Here is a 23,258-nt window from a genome sequence, read left to right on the forward strand (position 1 = left end):
CCGCACGCTGCCGGATTTGACGCGCCGTAACGAAAAGAGAACAATTCTCATCCAGCCATGGTCCTGCGCCCCTCCGCGGCGCCCCGCTGCCATCTCCGGCCAGCCTGCGTGATCCCAGCCACTGCCCCTTCCCCCACCTGTGGGCGGATGGCCTGTGGCCGCCCGCCGAGGATCACCGAACCATGCCATCGCACCTGCTGTGCCGCCCGGCCCTGCTTGCCATTTCCCTGTCCGTGGCGTGTGCCGCGCACGCTCAATCCGCACCGGACCGCGGCAACCGCAGTGCCACCGAACTGGATGCGGTCAAGGTCACCGCCGAACGCACCCACGCCGACGCCGGCGCCCTGGGTGATCGCGCCCTGCGCGACACCCCGTTTGCGATCACCGCCGTGGGCCGCGAGCAGATCGAACAGCGCCAGGTGGTCTCGTTGGGCGAAGCGTTCCTGCTCGACCCTTCGGTCACCACCCAGGTCAGCGCCTATGCCAGTGGCTGGAGTTCGCCGATCCGCAACCGTGGCATCGACCTGAACTTCGACAGCTATCGGGTCAATGGCCTGCAGGTCTCTTCCTGGGGTACCGAATGGCCGCTGGAAGTGATGGAACAGGTCGATCTGCTGAAAGGCCCGGGCGGATTCCTGTACGGGTTCGGTGCACCCGGCGGTATCGTCAACTACATCACCAAGAAGCCGACGGACACACCCACCCTCTCCGCCCAGCTGGGCTGGCGCGGACAGGGCATCGTCAGCGGCGGCATCGACGTTGGCGGCCGCTTCGGCAACGAGCAGATGTTCGGCTACCGCTTCAATGCGTTCCAGGAAAAGGGCGAGACCTTCAATGGTGGGCACGTCGATCGCAAGGTGGGCGCACTGTCGCTGGATGCGCGCCTGAGCGATGTGCTGACCTGGACCTTCGACGGTGTGTTCCAGTCGCGCGACCTGCGCGAAGAATCGCCGCAGTACTACTTTCGTGACCTGACGTCGTTGCCGCGACCGATTGCCGGGGATACCGACAACAGCGTACCCGGCACCTACTACGACACCCGATCCAGCCTGCTGTCGACCGGCTTGAACTGGCAGATCAACAGCGACTGGAAAGCCACCCTGAGTTACGGCGTCACCACCTCGTGGAACGACGTCAACAAGATCTTCGCCTACATCGACAATCCCAACGGCGACTATGACGTCAACGTCTACGAACTGGGCGGCAAGAGCGAGTGGAAGCTGGCCCAGGCGATGCTGCAGGGCAGCTTCCGCACTGGTCCGCTGCACCATCAGGTGGTGGCAGGCATCAGCCACCAGACCGGGCTGGGATGGGACCGCCCCTACGAGTGGAACCCCATCGGCCGCGCCAACCTGTACCAGCGCCACGCCATCCGCCACGACGCCGTCGGTTCACGAGTGATGACCCGTGGCGACGAAGCCGTGCAGCAGGCGGTGTTCGCAAGCGATACCGTCGATCTCGGCAGCGGCTGGTCGGTGCTGGCGGGCTGGCGTTACAACGACTTCGAAACCAAGGGGCGTTACCACACCTACCCGGTCACACCGACCTACGCGGTGATGTTCAAGCCCAGCGAGGCGGTCACGCTGTATGCCAGCTACATCGAATCGCTGGAAGCCGGCAGCCGCGTAGGCAACAGCTACATCAACGCGGGCGACGTGCTCGACCCGACCATCAGCAAGCAGTACGAGATCGGCGCGAAGGTCGAGGCGGCTCGCTGGAACGCGAACCTGGCGGCGTTCCGGCTGGAGCGTGGCGCCAACATCGATGAGCTCACGCCTGCCGGCAAGCGCCTGGTGCAGGACGGCATCACGCTGTACGAAGGCATCGAAGCCAGTGCCGACCTGCACCTCAACGATGCCCTGACGGTCGGCGGTGGCGTCACCTGGCTGGACCCGACCTACGACAGGCTGTCGCCGGCCAGCGCCGCACAGGAAGGCAACCGTACCGCCGGTGCCGCGCGCTGGAGCGGCGTCGTGCATGCCACCTACCAGCTGCCGTGGGTGGACGGCCTGGAAACGTATGCGGCAGTGCGCTACTACGGCGATGTCTGGTACGACGCCGACAACACCCTGAAGCTGCCCGACTACACGCTGGTGAATGCCGGCGTCGGCTACCGGCTGCTTGCCTCGGGCCACCCGGTGACCCTGCGTGCCAGCGTCGAGAATCTGGCCAACCGGAAGTACTGGTCCAACGCCGGCGCCGGCCTCCCACGCACCCTGGCTCTGAGCGTGCGCTGGGAGATGTAACCCAACCTCGGTAGCACCGGGCCGTGCCCGGCAGTTTTGCCTCTCCGCCACGCATGGCGCAGCGCTACCGGATTCGGTGGGTGCGGACCGTTGGTCCGCACATCGGTCGGCGAATCAATCCGCACGCGGCCCCCCATTTCACGCGCAGCCCGCAATAATGGTGGAAGACCCTTCCACCGAGCCTGCATGTCCGCCCGCCAATCCCGCCTCAGCCGCCTGTGGGCCCACGAGAAGGCCAGCTATGGCCTGCGGGTGTTCATCGCCCTGACGGCGGCGCTTGCCGTGTGCTGGCATCTGGACGCGCTCACGGCGCTGCCCGGCGTGTTCCTCGGCATCATCGCCAGTGCCATCGCCGAGACCGACGACAACTGGTGGGGCCGGACAAAGGCGGTGCTGCTGTCGCTGCTGTGTTTCTGTATCGCTGCAGCCTCGGTGATCTGGCTGTTCCCGTGGCCATGGATCTTCATCGGCGCGCTGGCACTGTCCACCTTCTGCCTGACCCTGCTCGGCGCGCTCGGCGAGCGCTACGCATCCATCGCCCAGGCCACGGTAACACTGGCGATCTACACCATGATCGGCCTGGAGCAGCATGGCGCCACCGATCTGCACAGCGCGCTGGACGCCGTCAGCCACCTGTTGGCGGGTGCCGTCTGGTACGGACTGCTGTCGATCCTGTGGACCGCACTGTTCGCCAACCGCCCGGTGCGTGAGCGCGTGGCGCGGCTTTACATCGAACTGGGCCGCTACCTGCAGCTGAAGGCCGCACTGTTCGAGCCGGTACGTGAGGCCGACCTGCAACGCCGCCAGCTCGATCTGGCCGAGCAGAACCGGCGCGTGGTCGGCGCGTTGAACGAGGCCAAGACGGCGATCCTGGCCCGCTTCGGCCGCTCCGGCCGGCCCGGCGTGAACTCCGGCCTGTACCTGCGCCTGTACTACATGGCGCAGGATTTCCACGAGCGCGCCAGCTCCTCGCACTACCCGTATGGCGCGCTGGTCGACGCCTTCTTCCACAGTGACGTGCTGTACCGCTGCCAGCGCCTGCTCGACCTGCAGGGCCAGGCCTGCGCGCGGCTGGGCGAGGCGATCCGCCTGCGCCGTCCGTTCGTGTATGGCGAAAGCAACCAGCAGGCCGGGCGCGACCTGGCCGATGCGCTGGCCTACCTGCGCGACCAGCAGCGCCCGCAGTGGCAGCGCCTGCTGGGTTCACTGGACCTGCTGGTGCACAACCTGCGCAGCATCGAGCGCCGCCTGCTGGACGCCGAACGCTCCGAGGCCAGCTTCGACAATGTCGATACGCGCCTGCGCGACAGCAACCCGCACACCCTGCGCGAGATGGGCGTGCGCCTGCGCCAGCAGCTCACGCCCGGCTCGGTGCTGTTCCGCCATGGCCTGCGCATGGCGCTGGCACTGATCGCCGGTTTCGCGGCCATCCGGCTGTTCAACGCACAGAACGGCTCGTGGGTGCTGCTGACGATTGTATTCGTGTGCCGGCCCAACTTCGGCGCCACCCGCCAGCGCCTGGCGCAGCGCATCGTCGGTACCGTGGCCGGCCTCGTGCTCACCTGGGCGCTGCTGCAGCTGTTCCCGCAACTGCACGTGCAGCTGCTGATCGCGTTGCTGTCGGCACTGCTGTTCTTCTTCACCCGTACCGATCGCTACCTGGTGGCATCGGCGGCGATCACCGTGATGGCCCTGACCTGCTTCAACCTGATCGGCGATGGCTTCGTGCTGATCGTGCCGCGCATGGTCGATACGCTGCTGGGCTGCGCGATCGCCGCCGCCGCCGCGTTCCTGATACTGCCCGACTGGCAGGGCCGCCAGCTGCATCGGGTGCTGGCGCGGGTGCTGGATACCGCCGCGCGCTACCTCGATTCGGTGCTGGGCCAGTACCGCAGCGGCATGCGCGATGACCTGGCCTATCGCGTCGCCCGCCGCGACATGCACAACGCCGACGCCGCGCTGTCCACCGCACTGTCGAACATGCTGCGCGAACCCGGCCACGTGCGCCGCAACCTGGATGCCGGCTTCCACTTCCTGGCGCTCTCCAACACGCTGCTTGGGCACTTGTCGGCGCTGGGTGCGCACCGCGACCAGGTGGACAGCTACGCCGGCGATCCACTGGCCCTGGCCGCCGGTGATCGCGTGCGAAAGGCACTGCAGCAGCTGGCGGCGGCGCTGGCCGCACGACAGCAGGTCGCGGAAGATGACAACGACGCTGATCGCGCGGTGGCCGCCGAGCTGGAACAGATCGATGAGGCGATGCCGCCGAAGCTGCAGCTGATCCGCACGCAGATGGCGCTGGTGCTGCGCCTGCTGCCGAAGGTGCGGGCCGCGGCCAATGAGGCGGTGCGTACGCTCACCTGACATCGGTAGCGCCGGGCCATGCCCGGCGCTGCCAGCGACGCAACAGCGCGTTGCGCCTGGCGCTGCATCCCGATCACGTTCCCGCGCGGATACTGGGTGATCTCCTGCCCCTGGATTCCCCCATGAAGATCGAACTCGCCGGCCGCACGGCGCTCGTCACCGCTTCCACCGCCGGCATCGGCCTGGCGATCGCCCAGGGTCTTGCCGCAGCGGGTGCGCGGGTCATTCTCAATGGCCGCAGCACCGACAGCGTCGAACGCGCCCGCCAGCGCCTGCTCGCCGCCGTTCCGGGTGCCGAGGTGATCGGCGTCGCCGCCGACCTCTCCGATGCAGCCGGCGTCGATACCCTGCTGGCCGGCCTGCCCAAGGTCGACATCCTGGTCAACAACGCCGGCATCTTCGGCCCCGAGGACTTTTTCGAAACCGAAGACGCCACCTGGGAGCGCTACTGGCAGACCAACGTGATGTCCGGCGTGCGCCTTTCGCGGGCGCTGCTGCCGGCGATGGTCGACGCCGGCTGGGGCCGCGTGCTGTTCATCTCCTCCGAATCGGCACGCAACATTCCCGCCGACATGATCCATTACGGGGTCAGCAAGACCGCGCAGTTGTCGCTGTCGCGCGGCCTGGCCAAGCGCGTGGCCGGCAGTGGCGTCACCGTCAACGCGGTGCTGCCCGGCCCGACCCTGTCCGACGGCTTCGCGGCGATGTTCGAAGATGAACGCCAGCGCAGCGGCAAGCCGCTGGAGCAGATCGGCCGCGAGTTCGTCATGGCACACCGGCCGTCTTCGGTGATCCAGCGCACTGCCACGGTCGAGGAAGTGGCCAACATGGTGGTGTACCTGGCCTCGCCACAGGCCTCCGCCACCTCCGGTGCGGCACTGCGCGTGGATGGCGGCGTGGTCGACGATATCGTCTGAGATTGATAGATGTGTGCGGACCAACGGTCCGCACCTACAGGTCCGCACCCACAGCGGATGGGCAGGAATGCTAGGCTGCGCCGGTCAAGGAGGCTCCATGTCCGGTCACAACCAGTTCGCCCTGCTGCGCCAGCGCCGTTTCCTGCCGTTCTTCGTCGTCCAGGCGCTGGGCGCGTTCAACGACAACGTGTACCGGCAGGCGATCATCAGCATGTTGCTGTTCATGGCCGTGCCGGAGGAAGAACTGGGGCTGTATGCCACGCTGGCACCGGCCATCTTCATCCTGCCGTATTTCCTGTTCTCGGCACTGGCCGGGCAGATCGCCGACAAGCTGGAAAAATCGCGGCTGATCGTGATCACCACCACCATGGAGATCGTGATCATGTCGCTGGCCGCTACCGGCTTCCTCACCCAGAGCCTGCCGGTGCTGCTGGTCGCGCTGTTCTGCACCGGCATGCAATCGACCCTGTTCGGCCCGGTGAAGTACTCGGTGCTGCCGTCGGTGCTCAAACCCGAGGAACTGACCGGTGGCAACGGCCTGGTCGAGATGGGCACCTCGATGTCGATCCTGTCCGGCATGATCGTCGGCGGCCTGGTGTTCACCGTCGCCGGCAGTCATGGCACGGTGGTGGCCGCGTGCGCGATCATCGCGCTGGCGATCTGCGGCAACGTCGCCGCACGGCTGATCCCCAAGGTCGATGCCGGCGATCCCAACCTGAGGATCAACTGGAACCCGCTGCCGGAATCGCTGGCGGTGCTGCGCATGGCGCGCCAGCAGAAGGCGGTGCGCAATTCGATCCTGGGCGTGTCCTGGTTCTGGTTCGTCGGTACCGTGCTGACCTCGCAGTTGCCGGCCTACGCAGTCACCAATCTGGGCGGCGAGCCAACGCTGTACATCTTCGCGCTGGCCCTGTTCTCGGTCGGCACCGGCGTCGGCTCGCTGCTGTGCGAGAAGCTTTCGGCACGCACGGTGGAAATCGGCCTGGTGCCGCTGGGTGCGTTCGGCATGACCGCCTTCCTGCTTGACCTGTATTTCGCCCGCAGCGGCGAGGCGACCGCGCACGGGCTGACCGTCGGCACGTTCCTGCAGCAACCCGGCAGCATCCGCATCGTCATCGACCTGATCGGCATCGGCCTGTTCACCGGCATCTTCGTGGTGCCGCTGTTCGCGCTGATCCAGAGCCGCACGCCGAAAGCGCAGATGTCGCGTGTGTTCGCCGCGCTGAACATCCAGAATTCCGGCTTCATCGTGGGCGCGGCCCTGCTGTCGCTGGCCGCGCACAAGCTGCTGCACTGGACCATCCCGCAGCAGTTCCTGGCGCTCGCCATCGCCAACGCGCTGGTGGCGATCTACATCTTCACCATCGTCCCCGAATTCCTGATGCGCTTCCTCAGCTGGCTGATGGTGCGCACCCTGTACCGGCTGCGCCCGCACGGCATCGAGGCCAACGTGCCCGACGAAGGCGCCGCGCTGCTGGTCTGCAACCATGTCAGCTACATGGACGCACTGATCCTGTCGGCGACGATCCCGCGCCCGGTGCGCTTCGTCATGTACTACAAGATCTTCAACATTCCGGTGATGCGCTGGATCTTCCGCACCGCCAAGGCGATCCCGATTGCCGGTGCACGCGAGGACCCGGCGCTGATGCAGCGCGCGTTCGACGAGATCGACGCGGCGTTGGCCGAAGGCGAGCTGGTCTGCATCTTCCCGGAAGGCGGACTGACCCGCGACGGGCAGATGGCCCCGTTCAAATCCGGTGTCGAGAAGATCCTCGAACGGCGTCCGGTACCGGTGGTGCCGATGGCCCTGCGCGGGATGTGGTCGAGCATGTGGAGCCGGCGCGACAGTCGCCTCGGCCGCATGCGGGTGCCGCGCCGTTTCCGCGCCACCGTCGAAGTGGTGGCGGCACCGGCCGTGGATGGCCACACCACCAACGCCCAGGCGCTGGAAGCACAGGTGCGGGCCCTGCGCGGCGATCACGCCTGACGGAATCGGCCAGCCTGGCGGGTCGAGTGACCTCTCCACATACGCCAGCGTCCAGTGGCGAACACGGCATGTCGTGGCTGTAAACGCATACATGCAACGCCGGTTGCGGTAGATTACGCACCCACAGGGGGGAGGTTCGGCCGATTCACCAAGGCCGGCCACCAAGGAATGGAGTCTCGCTTTGAATCAACCACCACCGCTCGGCCGTCCGGTCTACATCCCCAACCATCTGGTCTGGGCGATCCTGACGACGCTGTTCTGCTGCCTGCCGTTGGGCGTGGTGTCGATCGTCTATGCCTCCCAGGTCGATGGCCGCCGCGCGGCCGGCGATCTGCCGGGGGCCTACAGCGCGTCGCGCAAGGCGGGCTGGTGGGCGGTGGCTTCGGCCGTGGCCCTGCCGGTCCTGTTGCTGTTGTGGTTCGGGCTGTTCGGCGGCTTGGCCGTACTGGGCGCTCTTTCCGACCAATGATTCACCACCACCACCCATCAAGGAGCTTGAACCCATGAATACCGCTACTCCGCAGGTCCCGAACAACCTGGTCTGGTCGATCCTGACCACCCTGTTCTGCTGCCTGCCGGCCGGCATCGTGTCGATCGTCTACGCCGCCCAGGTCAACGGCAAGCTGGCCGCTGGCGACATCGCCGGCGCCCAGGACTCCGCCGCCAAGGCCAAGAAGTGGGCCATCTGGTCGGCCATCGCCTGGGCCGTGCTGGTCGTGCTGTACGTGCTGTTCTTCGTTGTGCTCGGCGGCATGGGCGCGATGAGCAACAGCGGCTACTGATACGCCTGGACGGATCCGGCGCCTGCGCCGGATCCGTTGTTGCATGTCCGCGCTTTCCATCCGTTCCCGACTCGCCCGCTGGGCGCCGCTGCTGGTTTCCGCCGGCCTGGCCGCAGGTGCCACGGTGGTGCTGCGCAACGTCAATCCGTATGTCGCCGGCAATCCGCTGCCGAGCTGTCCGCTGTACGCCCTGACCGGCCTGTACTGCCCGGGCTGTGGCAGCACGCGCTGCCTGTATTCCCTGGTCCACTTCGACCTGCCCGGCGCGATGGCGATGAACCCGCTGCTGGTCATCAGCCTGCCGTTCCTGTTGTTGATGCTGCTGAACATCGCCGGCATCCGCCCACGCGTGCTCGACCCGCTGATGCGGGTGCTGGCCAATCCCACTTTCTGGCTCTGGGTGCTGCCCGGGTACGCGCTGCTGCGCAACCTGCCGTGGGCACCGTTCACTGCACTGGCACCGATCTAGGTTTCCAGCCAACGGCGCAGCCCCTCGTGGTGGGCGGCGTTTGTCGGTCATGGGATAGGCCGGGCGGGTGGACTGCGCAGGGGTCGCTGCGAGTACGTCCATGTAAGCTCGGTCGCCGCATCCATGCGGCTCACGCCCCTGCGCAGCCCACCCGCCCGGCCACGGACAGTTTCCGTGCGCGTCCACCACGGAAAAGAAAGAAAAGATCAAAAGCAAAAGCGGATCGCTTCGCTACGCTCGCTCGGAGCCAAGCATGGCTCGGCTCTGGAGAACGTCCGTGCGCGGAAAACTGTCGAAGGCGGGGTGGGTTGGATTGCGGGGGTGTGAGCCGCATGGGCCCGAGGCATGCCTCGGGCGGGTTGGGCAGGACGCCCAACCCGGGTCTTGCCGTGTGCGCAGGACAGCGCACACGAGCAAGCGGCGACCAAGCCTCCATGGACGGATTCACGGCGTCCCCCACCATCCGACCCACCCCGCCAACCCGCAGCAATCCAGCTGTTGCTGTTGCTGTTACTGTTGCTCTGTTGCCTCTGCAGGTGCAGGGCTGCAAGCCCTGCCAGAACACCTACGTCACCCAGCCTGCAATCACCAGCAGAGCGAGGATCGCCAGCCACAGCAGCAGCATCCGCCACACCAGGCTCATCGCATCACGCAGGTCCGGCAACCGCTGCCACACCGGCAACAGCCCCGCCTCGGTGTAGTCGTGCGCATCCTCGCGTAGTTCGGCGTTGACGCTGGCGCGCGCCACCGCGCCCAGGAACCCGATGTTGCCGGCCAGGCGCTCGCCATGGGCCTGGCGCCAGGCCTTCCACGCCGTATCGAAGTTGCCCACCAGCGCCATCGAGAACGCCATCAGCTGCGCCACCGGCCACTCGATCCAGCCCAGCAGGCGCTGCGCCAGCGCCAGCGGCTCCACCGGCACGCGTGCGCGCATCGGGCTCTCCGCCATCAGCGCCAGCAGCCGGTAACCCAACGCGCCGGCCGGGCCCAGCAGCAGGAACCAGAACAACACCGCGAACCAGCGCCGCAGTGCGTTGAGCACCGTCGCCTCGACCAGCGACGGAATGTCTTCGCGCAGGCTGCCGCCGGCCGACTGCAGGTTGCGCACTGCGGCCTGCCGCGTCGCTGCATCGTCGGCATCGATGATGGCCTCGATATCGCGGTCCAGGTCACGCGGGCCCCAGCACCAGGCCAGCACCGCCACGCCCAGCAACAGCGACGGCAGGCCGAACAGTACCCCGCGCAGCAGCCAGGCCAGCAGGCCCATCAGCAGCAGCGGCGGCAGCAGTGCCAGGGCAACGCCCGCCGGCCCCTGCCAGGCCTTTCCACCACGCGCATCCAGCCAGCCCAACCAGCGCCGGAAGCCGTCGAAACGGCGCAGCGAGGCAGCAGCAGCCGGAGCGACATGGCCCAGGGCCAGTGCGACCAGCACGGCGGCCAGAGTGGTGAACATGGCGGGTCTCCCTACGAAACAGATCGCTCGGCGTCGCTACCTTACCTGTCGCAGCGGCGCCCTCAGCGGTGAACCGGACTGTAACCCGTGCCGTGTTCAGGTGGCGGCAATACAGGCGCCCCCACCGGCCTGGCTCAGCCCTTCTGCTGCCGGTACCAGTGCTCGATCAGCCCTCGCGAAATCGAGATCGGCGGTGACAGGCGGATACCCTCGCCATCGTCCAGGTCATCACGTGCCAGCGCGGCACCGACCTCCTCGGCACTGAACCAGCGCGCGTCCTCCAGTTCACCATCCACGGTCGGCAGATCGGCGTGCGCCTGTGCGCGGAAGCCAACCATCAGCGCACCCGGGAATGGCCAGGGCTGCGAACCGAGGTACTGGCAGGCGGTCACCCGCACCTTGCTCTCCTCGTGGACTTCGCGCACCACGGTCTGCTCGAAGGTCTCGCCCGGTTCGACAAAGCCGGCCAGCACCGAGTAGCGACGTGGCGCCCAGTTCGACTGGCGGCCGAGCAGCAGGCGGCCCTGGTTCTCAACCGCCACGATCACAGCGGGGTCGACACGCGGGTAGTGCTCGGTGGAACACTGCGCGCAACGCCCCACGAAGCCGCCGCGGGCGAACGCCACTGCACCACCACATACGCCGCAGAAACGGGTGCGCGAGTGCCAGTAGGACATGCCACGGGCGTAGCTGAAAGCGGTCGCATCAGCCACCGGCCACAGCAGGGCGGCCTGGCGCAGGTCGAGGCGACGTGGTGCGGTGACGGTGACGCTGGCGGCTTCAACCGAGAACCACGCTTGTTCCCCGCGCAGGCCGAGGAAGATCGCGGAGCCGGGACCGCCGCCGATGTCGGCGCCGGTCAGCGCCAGCGGCTGGTCGTCATCGCCGGTGAAGGCGCTGCCGTCCTGATCGAGCACCAGAATGCGCGCGCCCGGCCACAGGCGCGCCAGTGCATCGGCATCTTCGCGCAGGGCATCGGCGCGCTCCAGCGGTTCGCCCACGAAGGCGAAACCGGAAAGCGGCGAGGGAGTATTGGGCATCCGGCAAGCGTGCCGCCAATCGATGCAGGTGGCAAGATCGGCACTGTGCGCAATCGGCTGTTGTGGGCGCGGAGGCACAGAGCATCCACGCATGGCGTGGATCTAATGATCCGCTCTGGTGGGTGCCAACCTTGGTTGGCACATCCCGGCCACAAGGCTCTTACATGCTGAAGCTGCTGCCGCAGCCGCAGGTGGTCTTCGCGTTCGGGTTGCGGATCACGAACTGCGCACCGGTCAGGCTCTCGGTGTAGTCCACCTCGGCGCCCATCAGGTACTGCAGGCTCAGCGGGTCGACCAGCAGGGTCACCCCGCTGGTCTGCACCGCCAGGTCATCGTCGGCACGGTTCTCGTCGAACTCGAACCCGTACTGGAAACCGGAACAGCCGCCGCCTTCGATATACACGCGCAATGCCAGGTCGGGGTTGCCCTCTTCCTGGATCAGGGATTTGACCTTGGCGGCCGCCGACTCGGTGAAGTTCAGCGGGCGCTCCAGCGACTGGTAATCGGGCGCGGCGGCCGGGGTGGCGCCGGGCAGGGAGACTAGAGTGCTCATGCCGTCAGCATGGGGGCGCCGACGATGGCTTTCAAGCCATCGCCTCGGCCAGCTTGCGGCGTGCGGCAGTGTCACCCTTGCCACCATTGGCGTCGTCGCCTTCCGGGGCCGGCAGGGCCGCCATCGGCGCGCTGGCATGGATCAGGCGGCCGTTCAGCTGGGCGCCCGCATTCATCTCCACCACCTGGTAATGGACGTTGCCGTTGACCCGCGCGCTCGGAGTCAGCTCGACCTTCTCGGTGGCATGCACGTCGCCATCGAGGCGACCGCTGATCACCACCACCTGGGCGCGGATCTCGCCCTCGATCACCCCATGCTCGGCGACCGTCAGGGTCGCGCCGCTGGCGCCTTCGGCGGCGATCACCTTGCCGTGGATGCGGCCTTCCACGTACAGGCCACCACTGAATTCCACATCGCCGCGGATCACCACCTGGTTGCCGATCAGGGCATCCACCACCAGCTGGCCTTCACGGTTGGATTTGCTGCTTCCGAACATCTGCCTACTCCCCTTTGCTGGCCGGCGCACCGGCCTGTTTCCAGTCGAATACCTGGGTGGTACCCCCCGTACCACTCCCCAATGTCACCCGCACGCGTTGCGGGGTGAAGTCAGCCGGCAGCATCACGCTGCCGGTGATCTGCTGGAAGTACCGGAACGAGTAATCCTGTCCCGGCACCTTGCTGCGCTGGTGCAGATCATCCCAGCTGATCGTGGCCAGCTTGCCGTTCTTCACGCCTTCCACGGTGAAACGCATCTGCCCCTGGCTGATGGCACCGCGGTTGAGGTTCTGGGTCAGCACGGCGGTGTACTGCCAGGTGCCGGCCGCTTCCGGGCTGAACTCGATCGAATGGGTGTTCAGGCCCTTGCGCTGGCTGGTCGAGCCCACCAGGCGCTCATAGAAGGCGACGTCGGCACGCAGGCCGGCGATTTCCTCGTCGCGCTCGGCCAGCGAGGACTGCACCTCGGTATTGGCGGCGCGGCTGATGCGATCGGAAGCTTCCAGCGTGGCCTGCTTCTGGCGCAGTTCGGTCAGCTGTGCCTGCAGCGTCTCGGCGCGCTTCTCGGCGGCCTGCAGGCGCTGGCCCTGCGCATCACGCGGCGTGGCCATCCAGCAGCCGCCCAGTACCGCCAGCACCAGGCTGAGCAGCCAGATGCCGCCGATCACCAGCAGGCGGCGACGGTCGGCCGGCGGTTGTGGCGCGCCGGGCAGGCGGACCTGCACGCGCATGGGAGGACGGTTGGTCATGGGTGAATTCCGGGGCATCGCGAGGGCGACACCGGTACGGCCCCTGTGGCAAACGACGGGCTAGTGTATGACAGGACGGGTGGGTTTCCTGCGCACTGGCCGGCCACGGTCTGTGGCGTTCAGGCACGCCATCGCCGATAGTGTGGCCCCCTGCACAGTTCCGTCGCCGGAGCACCGCCATGACCGAAGCCCACCTGTTCGTGATCGGCATCCTGCTGGCCTGGCTGGCCGGCATCCGCGTCTACCTCACCGTGTTCGGCGTCGGCCTGGCCGGCCTGCTCGGCTGGGTCGACCTGCCCCCCGCCCTGCAGGCCACCGAATCGTGGTGGGTGCTGGGCACCTCGGCGGCACTGGCGGTGACCGAATTCTTCGCCGACAAGATCCCCGGCGTGGACTCGGCCTGGGACCTGGTGCAGACCCTGGCACGCGTGCCTGCAGGTGCTTTCCTCGCCGCGGCCACACTGTCGCCGGACGGCCAGCTCGGCACCGGTGCACTCGCCGCCGGTGCCGGTGTTGCGCTGGCCAGCCATGGCTTGAAAGCCGGCACCCGTGCCCTGCTCAACACGTCGCCGGAACCGGCCAGCAACTGGGTCGCCTCCGCCGCCGAGGACACCGTGGTGATCGGTGGCCTGGCCCTGGCCCTGGCACACCCGTGGATCGCGCTGATCGTGGTGCTGGCCTGCAGCCTGGCCGGCGCCCTGCTGGTGTGGCTGGTCTGGCGCGCCCTGTGGAAGGGCGTGCGCTGGCTGGCGCGCAGTGCGTCGCCCGACAGTCCACGCCAGCCCGGCACCGGTTGATCGCCGGGCTTGTCGCATAATGGACGCGAACACCAGGAGCACCGATGGCCGCAAACGAATCCCCCGCGGGCGCCCGCCCGGGACGCGCTGAAACCCCTCCGGCCGATCATTGGCAACGCTGGACCGCTGAACCGGCGAGCGCCGTCGCCGCAGCGCCGGCAGCGGTTCCGCCGCTGGCCGGCTCCGACGCACCCGCATCGATTGGCAGCGCACCGCCACCGCTGCCCGGTCCATCCCTGCTGGCAGAGGCCGGCAGCAATGACCCGGCACCGCTGCATTCCGATTCGCCCTACCGCGTGCTGATCGTCGAGGATGATCGCGCCCAGGCGCTGTTCGCACAGAGCGTGCTGCACGGCGCCGGCATGCAGGCCATCGTGCACAGCGATGCCGATGACGCGCTGCAGGCGATCAAGGAACATCGCCCTGACCTGATCCTGATGGACCTGCACCTGCCCGGCCTGGACGGCATGCGCCTGACCGCGCTGATCCGCCAGCAGCCCGGCCTGCAGCTGCTGCCCATCGTGTTCCTCAGTGGCGACCCGGACCCGGAACGCCAGTTCGAGGTGCTCGACAGTGGCGCCGACGACTACCTGAGCAAGCCAATCCGCCCGCGCCACCTGATCGCCGCCGTGGCCAACCGCATCCGCCGCGCGCGGGCGCAGGCCGCAACCCTGCCCGGCGTATCCGGCACCCCGGCCACCAGCAATCCGGAAACCGGGCTGCCGACGCGGCATCACGTGCTGCAGCAGCTCAACGCCGCGCTCGCCCACCGCGACCAGGGCGGCGTGCTGTTCGTCGAGATATCCAGCGCACTGGGCCTGCGCGAGCGCTATGGCTATGCCGCCTTCGAGCGCCTGATGGTGCAGGCCGGGCAACGCCTGGCAGAAGCCGGCCACCCGCACCTGCTGGCGCGCCTGAACGACAACAGCTTCCTGCTGCTTGCGCGCAATGTCAGCGAGGACAGCCTGGAAGGCATTGCCGCTGCACTGCGCGAGCAGTTGTCGGCGCGGGCCTTCGTGATCCGCGATGACGAATCCGTGCACCTGCGCGGCGTGGTCGGCTATGCACCGCTGTCGCCGGGCTTCGACGATGCCAACAGCGCGCTGGAAGCGGTCGAGCGCACCACCCTGCAGGCACGCCTGCTCAGCGCCGGCGTGGCCGGCCACGTGCACCGCGACGTGATCAGCGAGCAGGAACACCTGGCACTGCTGGAAGGCCAGCTTGAACTGGCCTACCAGCCGATCGTCGCCGTCGCCGGCGGCAATACCGCGCAGTACCAGCTGCTGCTGCGCCTTCGCCAGGCGGACGGTACGCTGCTGGCGGCAGGCCAGGTGATTCCGGCCGCAGAGGCTGCCGGGCGCATCGCTGATCTCGACCAGCAGGTGATGGACCATGCACTGGGGCTGCTCGACCTGTACCGGCACGCGACGCAACCGCTGAACCTGTTCGTCTCGCAGTCACTGCGCACGCTGCAGCGCGATGCCTTCGCCGACTGGCTGCTGGAATCACTGCAGCAGCGCGGCCTGCCCGGCAGTGCGCTGGTGATCGACGTGCGCCTGCCGGATGCGCTGATCCACACCGTGCCGCTGCAGCAGTTCTGCGAACGCATGGCAGGGGCCGGCGTACGTTTCTGCCTGAGCCAGTTCGAACCCGGGGGCGAAGCCGATGCGCTGCTGACGCAGCTGCCGTTGTCGTTCGTGCGCATGGCCGCGCGCTTCTCCAGCAGCCATTCCAATCCGGCCACCCGCGAAGAGCTGCGCCGGGCAATCGAGCGGGCGCACGCCGCCGGGCAGCAGATCATCGGCCAGCAGATCGAAGATCCGCAGGCCGCCGCCGCGATGTGGGTGGGCGGTGTCGACTACATCCAGGGCAACATGGTGCAGTCTGCCGGCAGCGATCTGAACTTCGACTTCCACAACGCGGTGCTCTGACGTGCCGATGTGGGTCGCGCTGCTGGTTGCCCTTGCCGCGGCCTCCATCACGGCGCTGCTGTTGGGCCTGCGGCTGCGCGCGCGCAGCCATGCACTGGCCCTCCTGCAGCGTGAGCGCAGCGCGTTGGCCAGCGAACGTGACCAGCTGCGCCGCACCACCGAACGCCAGGAGCAGCTGGAACAGCAGCTGCTGCAGGCCAAGCAGGCCGCCGAGGCAGCGGTGCTGGCAAAGGGTGAGTTCCTGGCCACGATGAGCCACGAGATCCGCACGCCGCTCAACGGCATCCTGCCGATGCTGGAGCTGATCGCGCGTGGCCCGCTGGGCGAGGACCAGCGGCAGATGCTGGCCACCGCCTCGGCCAGCTCGCAGCAGCTGCTGCGCATCGTCGACGACATCCTCGACTACTCGCGGCTGGAAGCGCAGGCACTGGAACTGGAGATCACCAGTTTCAACCTGCGCGACCTGCTTGATGGCGTGGTGCAGCTGATGCAGCGCGCCGCCGACGCCAAGGGCCTGTCGCTGGGGCTGCAGCTGGACCCGTCGGTGCGCCTGCCGGTGCGTGGCGACCCGGTACGACTGCGCCAGGTGTTGAGCAACCTGCTGGCCAACGCGATCAAGTTCACCGCACGCGGCCAGGTGCAGCTGCGCGTGCAGCGCCTGGGCGAAGGCGTGGCACAGCACCAGCTGCGCTTTGAGGTCATCGACACCGGCATCGGCATCGACGAGGCACTGCAGGCGCGCCTGTTCCAGTCCTTCAGCCAGGCCGACGCCTCGACGACCCGCATCTACGGTGGCACCGGCCTGGGCCTGGCGATCTGCAAGCGCATCATCGACCTGATGCACGGGCGCATCGGCGTGCAGTCCACGCCCGGCCAGGGCGCCACGTTCTGGTTCGAGATCCCGTTGTTGAAGGTGCCCGGCGACCTGCCGGCCATGGCGCGCACGCCAGACTCGCTGCTGCTGTTCAGCAGCGATGCAATCCTGCTGGCACGCATCGAGCGCATCGCGGCCCATCATGGACTGCTGGTGCACGCCATGGCGCAGCTCGATGCCGTGGTCGAGCGCCTGCGCGCGATGCCGAGGCCGGGGCAACCGGCACCGGCGTGGCTGCTGGTCGATGCACGTGCCCGCCGCATCGGTGAAGCGACGCTGCAACAGGCGTTGGCCGAACGTGGCGAGGACGACGCCCTGCAGGTGCTGTGGCTGCAGGACGATGCCCTTCCGGCGCACCCGCGCCAGCGGCAGCTGCCCTCGCATTTCGACGACGCTGCGCTGCATGCACTGCTGGCTGCACCGGCCGCACATGCGCGCCCTGCCGCGCTGCTGGCCAATGCCGAACAGGGGCAGCCCACGCCCACGCTGCCGCCGCTGCACCTGCGCGTGCTGCTGGTGGAGGACAACACGGTCAACCGCATGGTGGCCGAGCAGCTGCTGCGCGTGTTCCAGTGCGAGGTGCGCAACGCCACCGATGGCGAGCAGGCATTGCTTGCCCTGCGCGAGAGCGACGTGGATGTGGTGCTGATGGATTGCCAGATGCCGGTGCTGGACGGTTATGCCGCCACCCGCCGCTGGCGCGCCGAGGAAGTGGAGAACGGGCGTCCGCGCCTGCCGATCATCGCGATGACCGCCAATGCCATGGCCGGTGACCGTGAGCGCTGCCTGCAGGCTGGCATGGACGACTATCTGTCCAAGCCGATTGCACGTGCCACCCTGCATGCGCTGCTGCAGCGCTGGGGGGGCGGGAAAGCTGCATCACCTGGGCGGCCTTCTGTAGAGCCGACTGTAGAGCCGAGCCATGCTCGGCTGACGGCCAACTACAGCCGCACTCCATCCGCCGAGCATGGCTCGGCGCTACAGACCCCGGAAAAGCAGGTGGCGCTGCCACCGCAACCGGTACTGGACCGCGACGTGCTGGACGAGCTGCACGCGGTGATCGGCGATACCGCCATCCAGATCATCTCGGTATTCCTGGAGGATGCGCCGGCGATGGTGCAGCAACTGCAGCAGGCCGCGCAGGCCGGCGACGAGCCCCGCCTGCAGGCCGTCGCGCACAGCCTCAAGTCATCCAGCGCGAACGTGGGCGCACTGTCGCTGTCGGCAGTCGCGCAGCGCATCGAGCACGAAGCCCGCAGCGGCAGCCTGCAACGCCCCGCAGTGGCGGTGGCGCTGCTGGTTGCGGAATTCGCCCGCGCGCGCGTGGCGCTGACGGGCTACCTGGCACAGCATCGCGCCGGCCAGGCCGGCTGACTCACTCTTCCAGCTTGCTCAGCAGGTACTTCGGTTCGCCGATGCGCTCGATCAGGTCCAGCTGGGTTTCCAGCCAGTCGATGTGCTCTTCTTCCGAATCGAGGATCTTCACGAACAGCTGGCGGCTGACGTAGTCGCCGACCGAATCGGAATAGGCCACCGCCTCGCGCAGGGTGACCACGCCATCGCGTTCCAGCGACAGGTCGCACTGCAGGATCTCGGTCGGGTTCTCGCCGATGCGCAGCTTGCCCAGTGCCTGGAAGTTCGGCAGGCCTTCGAGGAACAGGATGCGGTCGGCGAGCATGTCGGCATGCTTCATCTCGTCGATCGATTCCTTGTACTCGTGTTCGGCCAGTTCCTTGATGCCCCAGTTCTTCAGCATCTTGGCGTGCAGGAAGTACTGGTTGATCGCGGTCAGCTCGTTGTAGAGGACCTTGTTGAGGAATTCGATGACCTTGGTGTCGCCCTTCATGGGGATGCTCCTGCACGCTGAAAACGCAGGCACTTTAACGCCTTGCGTGCGGTCGTGAAGGAACGCGAATCGTGCGCATTGGCCTGTGCGGCCGCACGTGAAGGATGCGGAAGCGCGACGTCAATGCGCCGCGAAGAAGCGATCAGGCGACCTGGGCCAGGCCCAATACCGGCAGCGGCAGATCGTGGGTGGCACGCGCCTTGGCCAGCAGGTCGCCGGCCATGTCCAGGCAGGAACCACAGGTAGCGCCGCAACCGGTACGCATGGTCAGTTCGGCCACCGAGGTGACGCCATTGCTGGCGGCTTCGCGGATCTGGTGGTCGGTGACTCCGTTGCAGATGCAGACGTACACAGGCGTGGACCGGGATGGCAGGCCAGAAGCGGCCTGTTGGCTATTCCAATGGAAACGAGAATGGTTGTCAATCAGAGACCTGAACCATTCTCGATACCGTTCAGCCCGTCAGCTGGCCGGGCCATCGCCCGTGGCCTTCTTCGGCCAGTAGCCGCGGGTCCGCGGGCGCTTGCGTGGGCGGTCATGCCCGGCAGTATGGCCCGGCATCCAGGCCTCGGCGGCGCTCTTGGGCATGGCGGTAACCCCTTGCCCGGCCACCCCGCGCGCCAGCGGCGCCAGATGTCGCAACGCACGCGCATAGACGCCACGCTTGAACATCACCACATGCTCCACCGGGTACCAGAAGTCCACCCAGCGCCAGTGGTCGAACTCGGGCGAGTCGGTGTGGTCCAGCTTCACGTGGGATTCGTCGCCAGTCAGGCGCAGCAGGAACCAGACCTGCTTCTGGCCGATGCAGACCTGCCGCTCGTTGCGGCGGATGGCCCGCGCCGGCAGCTTGTAGCGCAGCCAGCCGGGTGTCGCCCCGAGCACTTCCACATGCTCAGGCAGCAGGCCGGTCTCTTCCTGCAGTTCACGATACATGGCCTCGACAGGCGTCTCGTCGGTGTTCATGCCACCCTGCGGGAACTGCCAGCCATCCCGGCGCACGCGTCGTGCCCAGAACACCTGGCCGTCCTGCCGCATCAGCACGATGCCGACGTTCGGTCGATAGCCGTCCGGATCGATCACGATGCGGACTCCTAAGAAAATCTACTGGCCGGGACTATCCCATGCCCTCTGTCGGCCCACAAGCACGACACAAAAGTGTTGACAGGGGCGATACACATCCGCAGAATAGCGGGCTCACCAAGGCTATGTAGCTCAGCCGGTTAGAGCACAGCACTCATAATGCTGGGGTCGGTGGTTCGAGTCCACCCATAGCCACCACACTGAAAATCAAGTTGTTTTTCAGTGTGAAAAGTGAGAAAATAGTTGCACGTTTTGCCCCGTCGCCAAGCGGTAAGGCACCTGACTCTGACTCAGGCATTCGGTGGTTCGAATCCATCCGGGGCAGCCAAATCAAAAGCAAAAGGCCAGATCGAAAGATCTGGCCTTTTGCTTTTAATTTGGTCACGCATCCCACCGACCAGGAGCAGCCGAGCATCGGCTCGGCTCTACAGAGACACAGGGTCGGATCCTTACCCTCTCCAATGCCCCCCCCCCCCCCCCCGAAACGACAAAAGCCCGGCCGAAGCCGGGCTTTTGCTTTTGCATCCAGCGGGCTCCCGAAGAAGCCCAACCAGGCGCGGTAAATCAGCGCTTGGAGAACTGGGTGGCGCGGCGGGCCTTGTGCAGACCGACCTTCTTACGCTCGACTTCACGGGCGTCACGGGTCATGAAGCCAGCCTTGCGCAGCTCGGACTTCAGGGTTTCGTCGTACTCGACCAGAGCACGGGCGATGCCCAGACGGATCGCACCGGCCTGGCCGGTGGTGCCGCCGCCAGCGGCGGTGACCAGGATGTCGAAGCTCTCGGTGTTCTTGGTCAGCTCGAGCGGCTGGCGCACGATCATGCGCGCGGTCTCACGACCGAAGAACTCGTCCAGCGGACGGCCATTGACGGTGATGTTGCCCGAACCCTTGCGCAGGAACACGCGAGCGGTGGAGGACTTGCGGCGGCCAGTGCCGTAGTTTTGAGTGATAGCCATGATTAGATATCCAGAACCTGCGGCTGCTGTGCGGCGTGCGGATGCTCAGTGCCGGCGTAGACCTTGAGCTTGCGGTACATCTGGCGACCCAGCGGGCCCTTCGGCAGCATGCCCTTCACGGCGATCTCGATCACGCGCTCCGGGTGGCGCTCCAGCGCCTGGGCCAGGGACTCGGTCTTCAGGTTGCCGATGTAACCGGTGAAACGGTGATACATCTTGTCCTGCAGCTTCTTGCCGGTGACGGCAATCTTTTCTGCATTGATGACGACCAGGTAGTCGCCGGTATCAACGTGCGGGGTGTAGACCGGCTTGTGCTTGCCACGCAGACGGCGGGCCAGCTCGGTGGCGAGACGGCCCAGGGTCTTGCCCTCGGCGTCGACGAGGTACCAGTCGCGCTGGACGGTCTCGTTCTTGGCAGTGAAAGTGCTCATGAAGAACTCTAGGTTAGGTCGGGCTCATTGCGGCGAAAGGCTCGCCGGAACTCTGCCACGCGTTGTGAAAAGGTGAAGCGTAAGAGGCGGGATTGTACTCACCTTGCAGGGAGCGCGCAACCCGCCCCCTGGGCCGGGTTGGCAGGGGCGCGGGGCCGGGCGAGAATCCAGGGGTCTTCCGCCCCACCGCGTACTGCCATGACCGTGCTCCGCCAGACCACCCCGCTGGACCACCTGCTGACCGAGGCGCAGCGCGCCCTGGACACGGTATTCGGCAACCCACCGGCGGCCCGCCCCTACCCGGCGGCGGACACCGACGAGCCGGGCATGGACCGCGCCGAGCGCCGCCACGCCGCGGGCCTGATGCGGATCAACCACGTCGGCGAGGTCTGCGCGCAGGGCCTGTATTTCGGCCAGGCCGCCGTGGCCCGCGACCCGGCCACGCGCGAACACCTGCTGGAAGCAGCACAGGAAGAAACCGACCACCTGGCCTGGTGTGCCACCCGGCTGGGCGAGCTGGACAGCCGTCCGAGCCTGTTCAACCCGCTGTGGTATGCCGGCAGCTACACCATCGGCACCCTGGCCGGGCTGCGCGGCGACGGCTGGAACCTGGGCTTCGTGGTCGAGACCGAGCGCCAGGTGGAGGCCCACCTGGACGAGCACCTGGTCGACCTGCCGCCCGGCGACCTGCGCAGCCGCGCGGTCATCGCGGTGATGAAGGAAGACGAGGCCCGCCATGCGGACCACGCCGAGCAGGCCGGCGCACGCCGCCTGCCGTTCCCGATCCCGGGCGTGATGGCGCTGGCCTCCAGGGTCATGAAGACCATCGCCTACCGGCTGTAGGCCCCGGGTAGCGCCGGCCGCTGGCCGGCAACCACGCAGGCACCGCAGAAGATCAAGAGGTTGCCGGCCAGCGGCCGGCACTACCGATTAATTGGGCGAGACCAGCTTCAGGCCGATCACGCCGGCCACGATCAGGCCCACGCAGGCCAGGCGGGCCGGCGACGCACTGTCGTTGAACAGGTAGATGCCCAGCACGGCCACGCCCAGGGCGCCGATGCCGGTCCAGATCGCATAGGCCGTGCCGACCGGGATGCTCTTCATCGCCTGGCTCATCAGGTACAGGCTGATCAGCGCGGATACCACCGTGGCAGCGGTGGGCAGGGGTTTGCTGAAGCCTTCGGAGTACTTCATTCCGAGGGCGAAACCGATCTCGAACAGGCCGGCCAGCAGCAGGTAGATCCAGGGCATGGGTGGGGGCTCCTTACCTTTTTTGAGAAAAACGAAACGGCCCGGTGTTTTCACACCGGGCCGTGGGTCGGTACATCACCGTGGAACTGCCACGCGTGCGGGGCACTGGTTCCACGGGGCGGGTCGTCCCGCCTGGGTGGCGATGCCTGCGGGCATCGCACATGGGGCTTACTCGGACAGGTTCCGGCCGTGGAACAGCTCTTCGATCTCGCGCTTGAGCAGCGCTTCGATCTTCATGCGTTCCTTGAACGACAGGTTCTTGGCCTTTTCCTCGAACAGGTACTGGTCCAGGTCGAAGTCCTTCAGGTGCATCTTCGTGTGGAAGATGTTCTCCTGGTAGACGTTGACGTCGAACATCTCGTAACGCGACTTGATGTTCTTGGCCAGGAAGTTCTGGATCGAGTTGATCTTGTGGTCGATGAAGTGCTTCTTGCCCTTCACATCGCGGGTGAAGCCACGGACGCGGTAGTCCATGATCACGATGTCCGACTCAAGGCTCTCGATCAGGTAGTTCAGGGCCTTCAGCGGGGAAATGACGCCACAGGTGGCCACGTCGATATCCGCGCGGAACGTCGCGATACCTTCCTGCGGATGGGTTTCCGGGTAGGTATGGACAGTGATGTGGCTCTTGTCCATGTGCGCGACCACGGCGTCGGAGATCAGCTCCTTGCCGGCCAGCTTCTTGTCGATCACCGGCTCTTCGGAGATCAGGATGGTCACCGAGGCACCCTGCGGGTCGTAGTCCTGGCGGGCCACGTTCAGGATGTTGGCGCCGATGATCTCGGCGACATCGGTCAAGATTTGAGTCAGCCTGTCGGCGTTGTACTCTTCATCGATGTATTCAATGTAACGCTGACGCTCCTCTTCGGTGCGCGCGTAACACACGTCATAGATGTTGAAGCTCAGCGCCTTGGTGAGGTTGTTGAAACCCTGCAGCCTCAGGCGAGGCAACGGCTTGACCACGGCGGTCGATTCCTGTGTAAGAAGGGAAAGGGGGAATTATGGGGCAAACTGTCCCCGGGGGGAACGTGAAGA

At 66.8% G+C, this 23,258-nt stretch carries 23 protein-coding genes and 2 tRNA genes; 13 read left to right on the top strand and 12 right to left on the bottom strand.

The window, feature by feature from the left end; all coding sequences use genetic code 11:
* Window positions 1-182 precede the first annotated feature (182 nt).
* The 7 genes from ACZK29_RS20010 (at window position 183) to ACZK29_RS20040 (ending at window position 8,765) form a co-directional block, all read left to right on the top strand.
* On the top strand, window positions 183-2,246 hold the full coding sequence (locus ACZK29_RS20010) for a TonB-dependent siderophore receptor (RefSeq protein ID WP_478446399.1): 2,064 nt from the start codon (window positions 183-185) through the stop codon (window positions 2,244-2,246).
* A 186-nt stretch (window positions 2,247-2,432) separates the two neighbouring features.
* Window positions 2,433-4,610, top strand: a complete 2,178-nt coding sequence (gene yccS, locus ACZK29_RS20015; RefSeq protein WP_478446400.1) for a YccS family putative transporter — start codon at window positions 2,433-2,435, stop codon at window positions 4,608-4,610.
* Between the two features lie 122 nt (window positions 4,611-4,732).
* Window positions 4,733-5,527, top strand: coding sequence for an SDR family NAD(P)-dependent oxidoreductase (locus ACZK29_RS20020; RefSeq protein WP_111113245.1), 795 nt, complete (start codon window positions 4,733-4,735; stop codon window positions 5,525-5,527).
* 97 nt (window positions 5,528-5,624) lie between these two features.
* Complete coding sequence (locus ACZK29_RS20025) at window positions 5,625-7,514, top strand: MFS transporter (RefSeq protein WP_164147415.1); 1,890 nt, start codon at window positions 5,625-5,627, stop codon at window positions 7,512-7,514.
* 181 nt (window positions 7,515-7,695) lie between these two features.
* Window positions 7,696-7,983: a CD225/dispanin family protein gene (locus tag ACZK29_RS20030; protein WP_111202795.1), complete on the top strand. Its 288-nt coding sequence runs from the start codon at window positions 7,696-7,698 to the stop codon at window positions 7,981-7,983.
* Window positions 7,984-8,017: 34 nt separating this feature from the next.
* Window positions 8,018-8,296 (top strand): CD225/dispanin family protein, encoded by a 279-nt coding sequence (locus ACZK29_RS20035; protein ID WP_111202796.1) that lies wholly within the window; start codon window positions 8,018-8,020, stop codon window positions 8,294-8,296.
* Window positions 8,297-8,339: 43 nt separating this feature from the next.
* Window positions 8,340-8,765, top strand: coding sequence for a DUF2752 domain-containing protein (locus ACZK29_RS20040; protein WP_164147416.1), 426 nt, complete (start codon window positions 8,340-8,342; stop codon window positions 8,763-8,765).
* A gap of 565 nt (window positions 8,766-9,330) precedes the next feature.
* Here ACZK29_RS20040 and ampE read toward each other — a convergent pair.
* From ampE to ACZK29_RS20065, 5 genes are all read right to left on the bottom strand, one after another.
* On the bottom strand, window positions 9,331-10,218 hold the full coding sequence (gene ampE, locus ACZK29_RS20045) for a regulatory signaling modulator protein AmpE (RefSeq protein ID WP_099554100.1): 888 nt from the start codon (window positions 10,216-10,218) through the stop codon (window positions 9,331-9,333).
* Between the two features lie 134 nt (window positions 10,219-10,352).
* Window positions 10,353-11,258 (bottom strand): NAD(+) diphosphatase, encoded by a 906-nt coding sequence (gene nudC / locus ACZK29_RS20050; RefSeq protein ID WP_111113247.1) that lies wholly within the window; start codon window positions 11,256-11,258, stop codon window positions 10,353-10,355.
* Window positions 11,259-11,418: 160 nt separating this feature from the next.
* Complete coding sequence (erpA, locus tag ACZK29_RS20055) at window positions 11,419-11,811, bottom strand: iron-sulfur cluster insertion protein ErpA (RefSeq protein ID WP_106550933.1); 393 nt, start codon at window positions 11,809-11,811, stop codon at window positions 11,419-11,421.
* A 31-nt stretch (window positions 11,812-11,842) separates the two neighbouring features.
* Complete coding sequence (locus tag ACZK29_RS20060) at window positions 11,843-12,307, bottom strand: bactofilin family protein (protein WP_099554096.1); 465 nt, start codon at window positions 12,305-12,307, stop codon at window positions 11,843-11,845.
* A 4-nt stretch (window positions 12,308-12,311) separates the two neighbouring features.
* Window positions 12,312-13,055, bottom strand: coding sequence for a DUF6776 family protein (locus tag ACZK29_RS20065; protein WP_100442148.1), 744 nt, complete (start codon window positions 13,053-13,055; stop codon window positions 12,312-12,314).
* A gap of 179 nt (window positions 13,056-13,234) precedes the next feature.
* Between ACZK29_RS20065 and ACZK29_RS20070 the strand changes: the two genes are divergently transcribed.
* From ACZK29_RS20070 to ACZK29_RS20080, 3 genes are read left to right on the top strand one after another with little or no spacing between them, the layout of a single operon-like run.
* Complete coding sequence (locus tag ACZK29_RS20070) at window positions 13,235-13,852, top strand: DUF4126 domain-containing protein (RefSeq protein WP_111113248.1); 618 nt, start codon at window positions 13,235-13,237, stop codon at window positions 13,850-13,852.
* Window positions 13,853-13,896: 44 nt separating this feature from the next.
* Window positions 13,897-15,783: an EAL domain-containing protein gene (locus ACZK29_RS20075; protein ID WP_478446401.1), complete on the top strand. Its 1,887-nt coding sequence runs from the start codon at window positions 13,897-13,899 to the stop codon at window positions 15,781-15,783.
* A 1-nt stretch (window position 15,784) separates the two neighbouring features.
* Window positions 15,785-18,031 carry a hybrid sensor histidine kinase/response regulator gene (locus tag ACZK29_RS20080; RefSeq protein ID WP_111202798.1) on the top strand — a complete coding sequence of 749 codons (2,247 nt, stop codon included), beginning with the start codon at window positions 15,785-15,787 and terminating at the stop codon, window positions 18,029-18,031.
* A 1-nt stretch (window position 18,032) separates the two neighbouring features.
* Here ACZK29_RS20080 and bfr read toward each other — a convergent pair whose 3' ends face one another.
* From bfr to ACZK29_RS20095, 3 genes are all read right to left on the bottom strand, one after another.
* Window positions 18,033-18,503, bottom strand: coding sequence for a bacterioferritin (bfr, locus tag ACZK29_RS20085; RefSeq protein ID WP_005419804.1), 471 nt, complete (start codon window positions 18,501-18,503; stop codon window positions 18,033-18,035).
* Window positions 18,504-18,645: 142 nt separating this feature from the next.
* On the bottom strand, window positions 18,646-18,855 hold the full coding sequence (locus tag ACZK29_RS20090; RefSeq protein WP_049426881.1) for a (2Fe-2S)-binding protein: 210 nt from the start codon (window positions 18,853-18,855) through the stop codon (window positions 18,646-18,648).
* Window positions 18,856-18,963: 108 nt separating this feature from the next.
* Window positions 18,964-19,584: an RNA pyrophosphohydrolase gene (locus tag ACZK29_RS20095; protein WP_005411310.1), complete on the bottom strand. Its 621-nt coding sequence runs from the start codon at window positions 19,582-19,584 to the stop codon at window positions 18,964-18,966.
* Between the two features lie 121 nt (window positions 19,585-19,705).
* On the opposite strand from ACZK29_RS20095, the gene ACZK29_RS20100 reads away from it, so the two are divergent.
* Together ACZK29_RS20100 and ACZK29_RS20105 are read left to right on the top strand one after the other, a co-directional pair.
* Window positions 19,706-19,782 (top strand) — tRNA-Met (locus ACZK29_RS20100).
* A gap of 55 nt (window positions 19,783-19,837) precedes the next feature.
* Window positions 19,838-19,912, top strand: a tRNA-Gln gene (locus ACZK29_RS20105).
* 236 nt (window positions 19,913-20,148) lie between these two features.
* On the opposite strand, the gene rpsI is transcribed toward ACZK29_RS20105, so the two are convergent.
* The gene (rpsI, locus tag ACZK29_RS20110; protein ID WP_005411311.1) at window positions 20,149-20,541 is read right to left on the bottom strand and encodes a 30S ribosomal protein S9; all 393 of its coding nucleotides are present in this window, start codon (window positions 20,539-20,541) and stop codon (window positions 20,149-20,151) included.
* A 2-nt stretch (window positions 20,542-20,543) separates the two neighbouring features.
* Window positions 20,544-20,972 (bottom strand): 50S ribosomal protein L13, encoded by a 429-nt coding sequence (rplM, locus tag ACZK29_RS20115; protein ID WP_005414692.1) that lies wholly within the window; start codon window positions 20,970-20,972, stop codon window positions 20,544-20,546.
* Window positions 20,973-21,170: 198 nt separating this feature from the next.
* On the opposite strand from rplM, the gene coq7 reads away from it, so the two are divergent.
* Window positions 21,171-21,815, top strand: coding sequence for a 2-polyprenyl-3-methyl-6-methoxy-1,4-benzoquinone monooxygenase (gene coq7 / locus ACZK29_RS20120; RefSeq protein WP_111203306.1), 645 nt, complete (start codon window positions 21,171-21,173; stop codon window positions 21,813-21,815).
* Window positions 21,816-21,902: 87 nt separating this feature from the next.
* On the opposite strand, the gene ACZK29_RS20125 is transcribed toward coq7, so the two are convergent.
* Both ACZK29_RS20125 and speD read right to left on the bottom strand, forming a co-directional pair.
* Complete coding sequence (locus ACZK29_RS20125) at window positions 21,903-22,223, bottom strand: DMT family transporter (protein ID WP_049435688.1); 321 nt, start codon at window positions 22,221-22,223, stop codon at window positions 21,903-21,905.
* A gap of 168 nt (window positions 22,224-22,391) precedes the next feature.
* Entirely contained in the window at window positions 22,392-23,186 is a 795-nt protein-coding gene (gene speD / locus ACZK29_RS20130; protein WP_005411315.1) for an adenosylmethionine decarboxylase, read from the bottom strand.
* Window positions 23,187-23,258 lie beyond the last annotated feature (72 nt).

The sequence above is a fragment of the Stenotrophomonas sp. 89682_Sma genome, from assembly GCF_056481405.1.

Bases quoted from the DNA above. Each gene is read 5' to 3' on its own strand.
- ACZK29_RS20010 (WP_478446399.1), top strand. From the start codon at position 183: ATGCCATCGCACCTGCTGTGCCGCCCGGCCCTGCTTGCCATTTCCCTG.
- yccS (WP_478446400.1), top strand. From the start codon at position 2,433: ATGTCCGCCCGCCAATCCCGCCTCAGCCGCCTGTGGGCCCACGAGAAG.
- ACZK29_RS20020 (WP_111113245.1), top strand. From the start codon at position 4,733: ATGAAGATCGAACTCGCCGGCCGCACGGCGCTCGTCACCGCTTCCACC.
- ACZK29_RS20025 (WP_164147415.1), top strand. From the start codon at position 5,625: ATGTCCGGTCACAACCAGTTCGCCCTGCTGCGCCAGCGCCGTTTCCTG.
- ACZK29_RS20035 (WP_111202796.1), top strand. From the start codon at position 8,018: ATGAATACCGCTACTCCGCAGGTCCCGAACAACCTGGTCTGGTCGATC.
- ACZK29_RS20040 (WP_164147416.1), top strand. From the start codon at position 8,340: ATGTCCGCGCTTTCCATCCGTTCCCGACTCGCCCGCTGGGCGCCGCTG.
- ampE (WP_099554100.1), bottom strand. From the start codon at position 10,218: ATGTTCACCACTCTGGCCGCCGTGCTGGTCGCACTGGCCCTGGGCCAT.
- nudC (WP_111113247.1), bottom strand. From the start codon at position 11,258: ATGCCCAATACTCCCTCGCCGCTTTCCGGTTTCGCCTTCGTGGGCGAA.
- erpA (WP_106550933.1), bottom strand. From the start codon at position 11,811: ATGAGCACTCTAGTCTCCCTGCCCGGCGCCACCCCGGCCGCCGCGCCC.
- ACZK29_RS20060 (WP_099554096.1), bottom strand. From the start codon at position 12,307: ATGTTCGGAAGCAGCAAATCCAACCGTGAAGGCCAGCTGGTGGTGGAT.
- ACZK29_RS20065 (WP_100442148.1), bottom strand. From the start codon at position 13,055: ATGACCAACCGTCCTCCCATGCGCGTGCAGGTCCGCCTGCCCGGCGCG.
- ACZK29_RS20070 (WP_111113248.1), top strand. From the start codon at position 13,235: ATGACCGAAGCCCACCTGTTCGTGATCGGCATCCTGCTGGCCTGGCTG.
- ACZK29_RS20075 (WP_478446401.1), top strand. From the start codon at position 13,897: ATGGCCGCAAACGAATCCCCCGCGGGCGCCCGCCCGGGACGCGCTGAA.
- bfr (WP_005419804.1), bottom strand. From the start codon at position 18,503: ATGAAGGGCGACACCAAGGTCATCGAATTCCTCAACAAGGTCCTCTAC.
- rpsI (WP_005411311.1), bottom strand. From the start codon at position 20,541: ATGGCTATCACTCAAAACTACGGCACTGGCCGCCGCAAGTCCTCCACC.
- rplM (WP_005414692.1), bottom strand. From the start codon at position 20,972: ATGAGCACTTTCACTGCCAAGAACGAGACCGTCCAGCGCGACTGGTAC.
- coq7 (WP_111203306.1), top strand. From the start codon at position 21,171: ATGACCGTGCTCCGCCAGACCACCCCGCTGGACCACCTGCTGACCGAG.
- ACZK29_RS20125 (WP_049435688.1), bottom strand. From the start codon at position 22,223: ATGCCCTGGATCTACCTGCTGCTGGCCGGCCTGTTCGAGATCGGTTTC.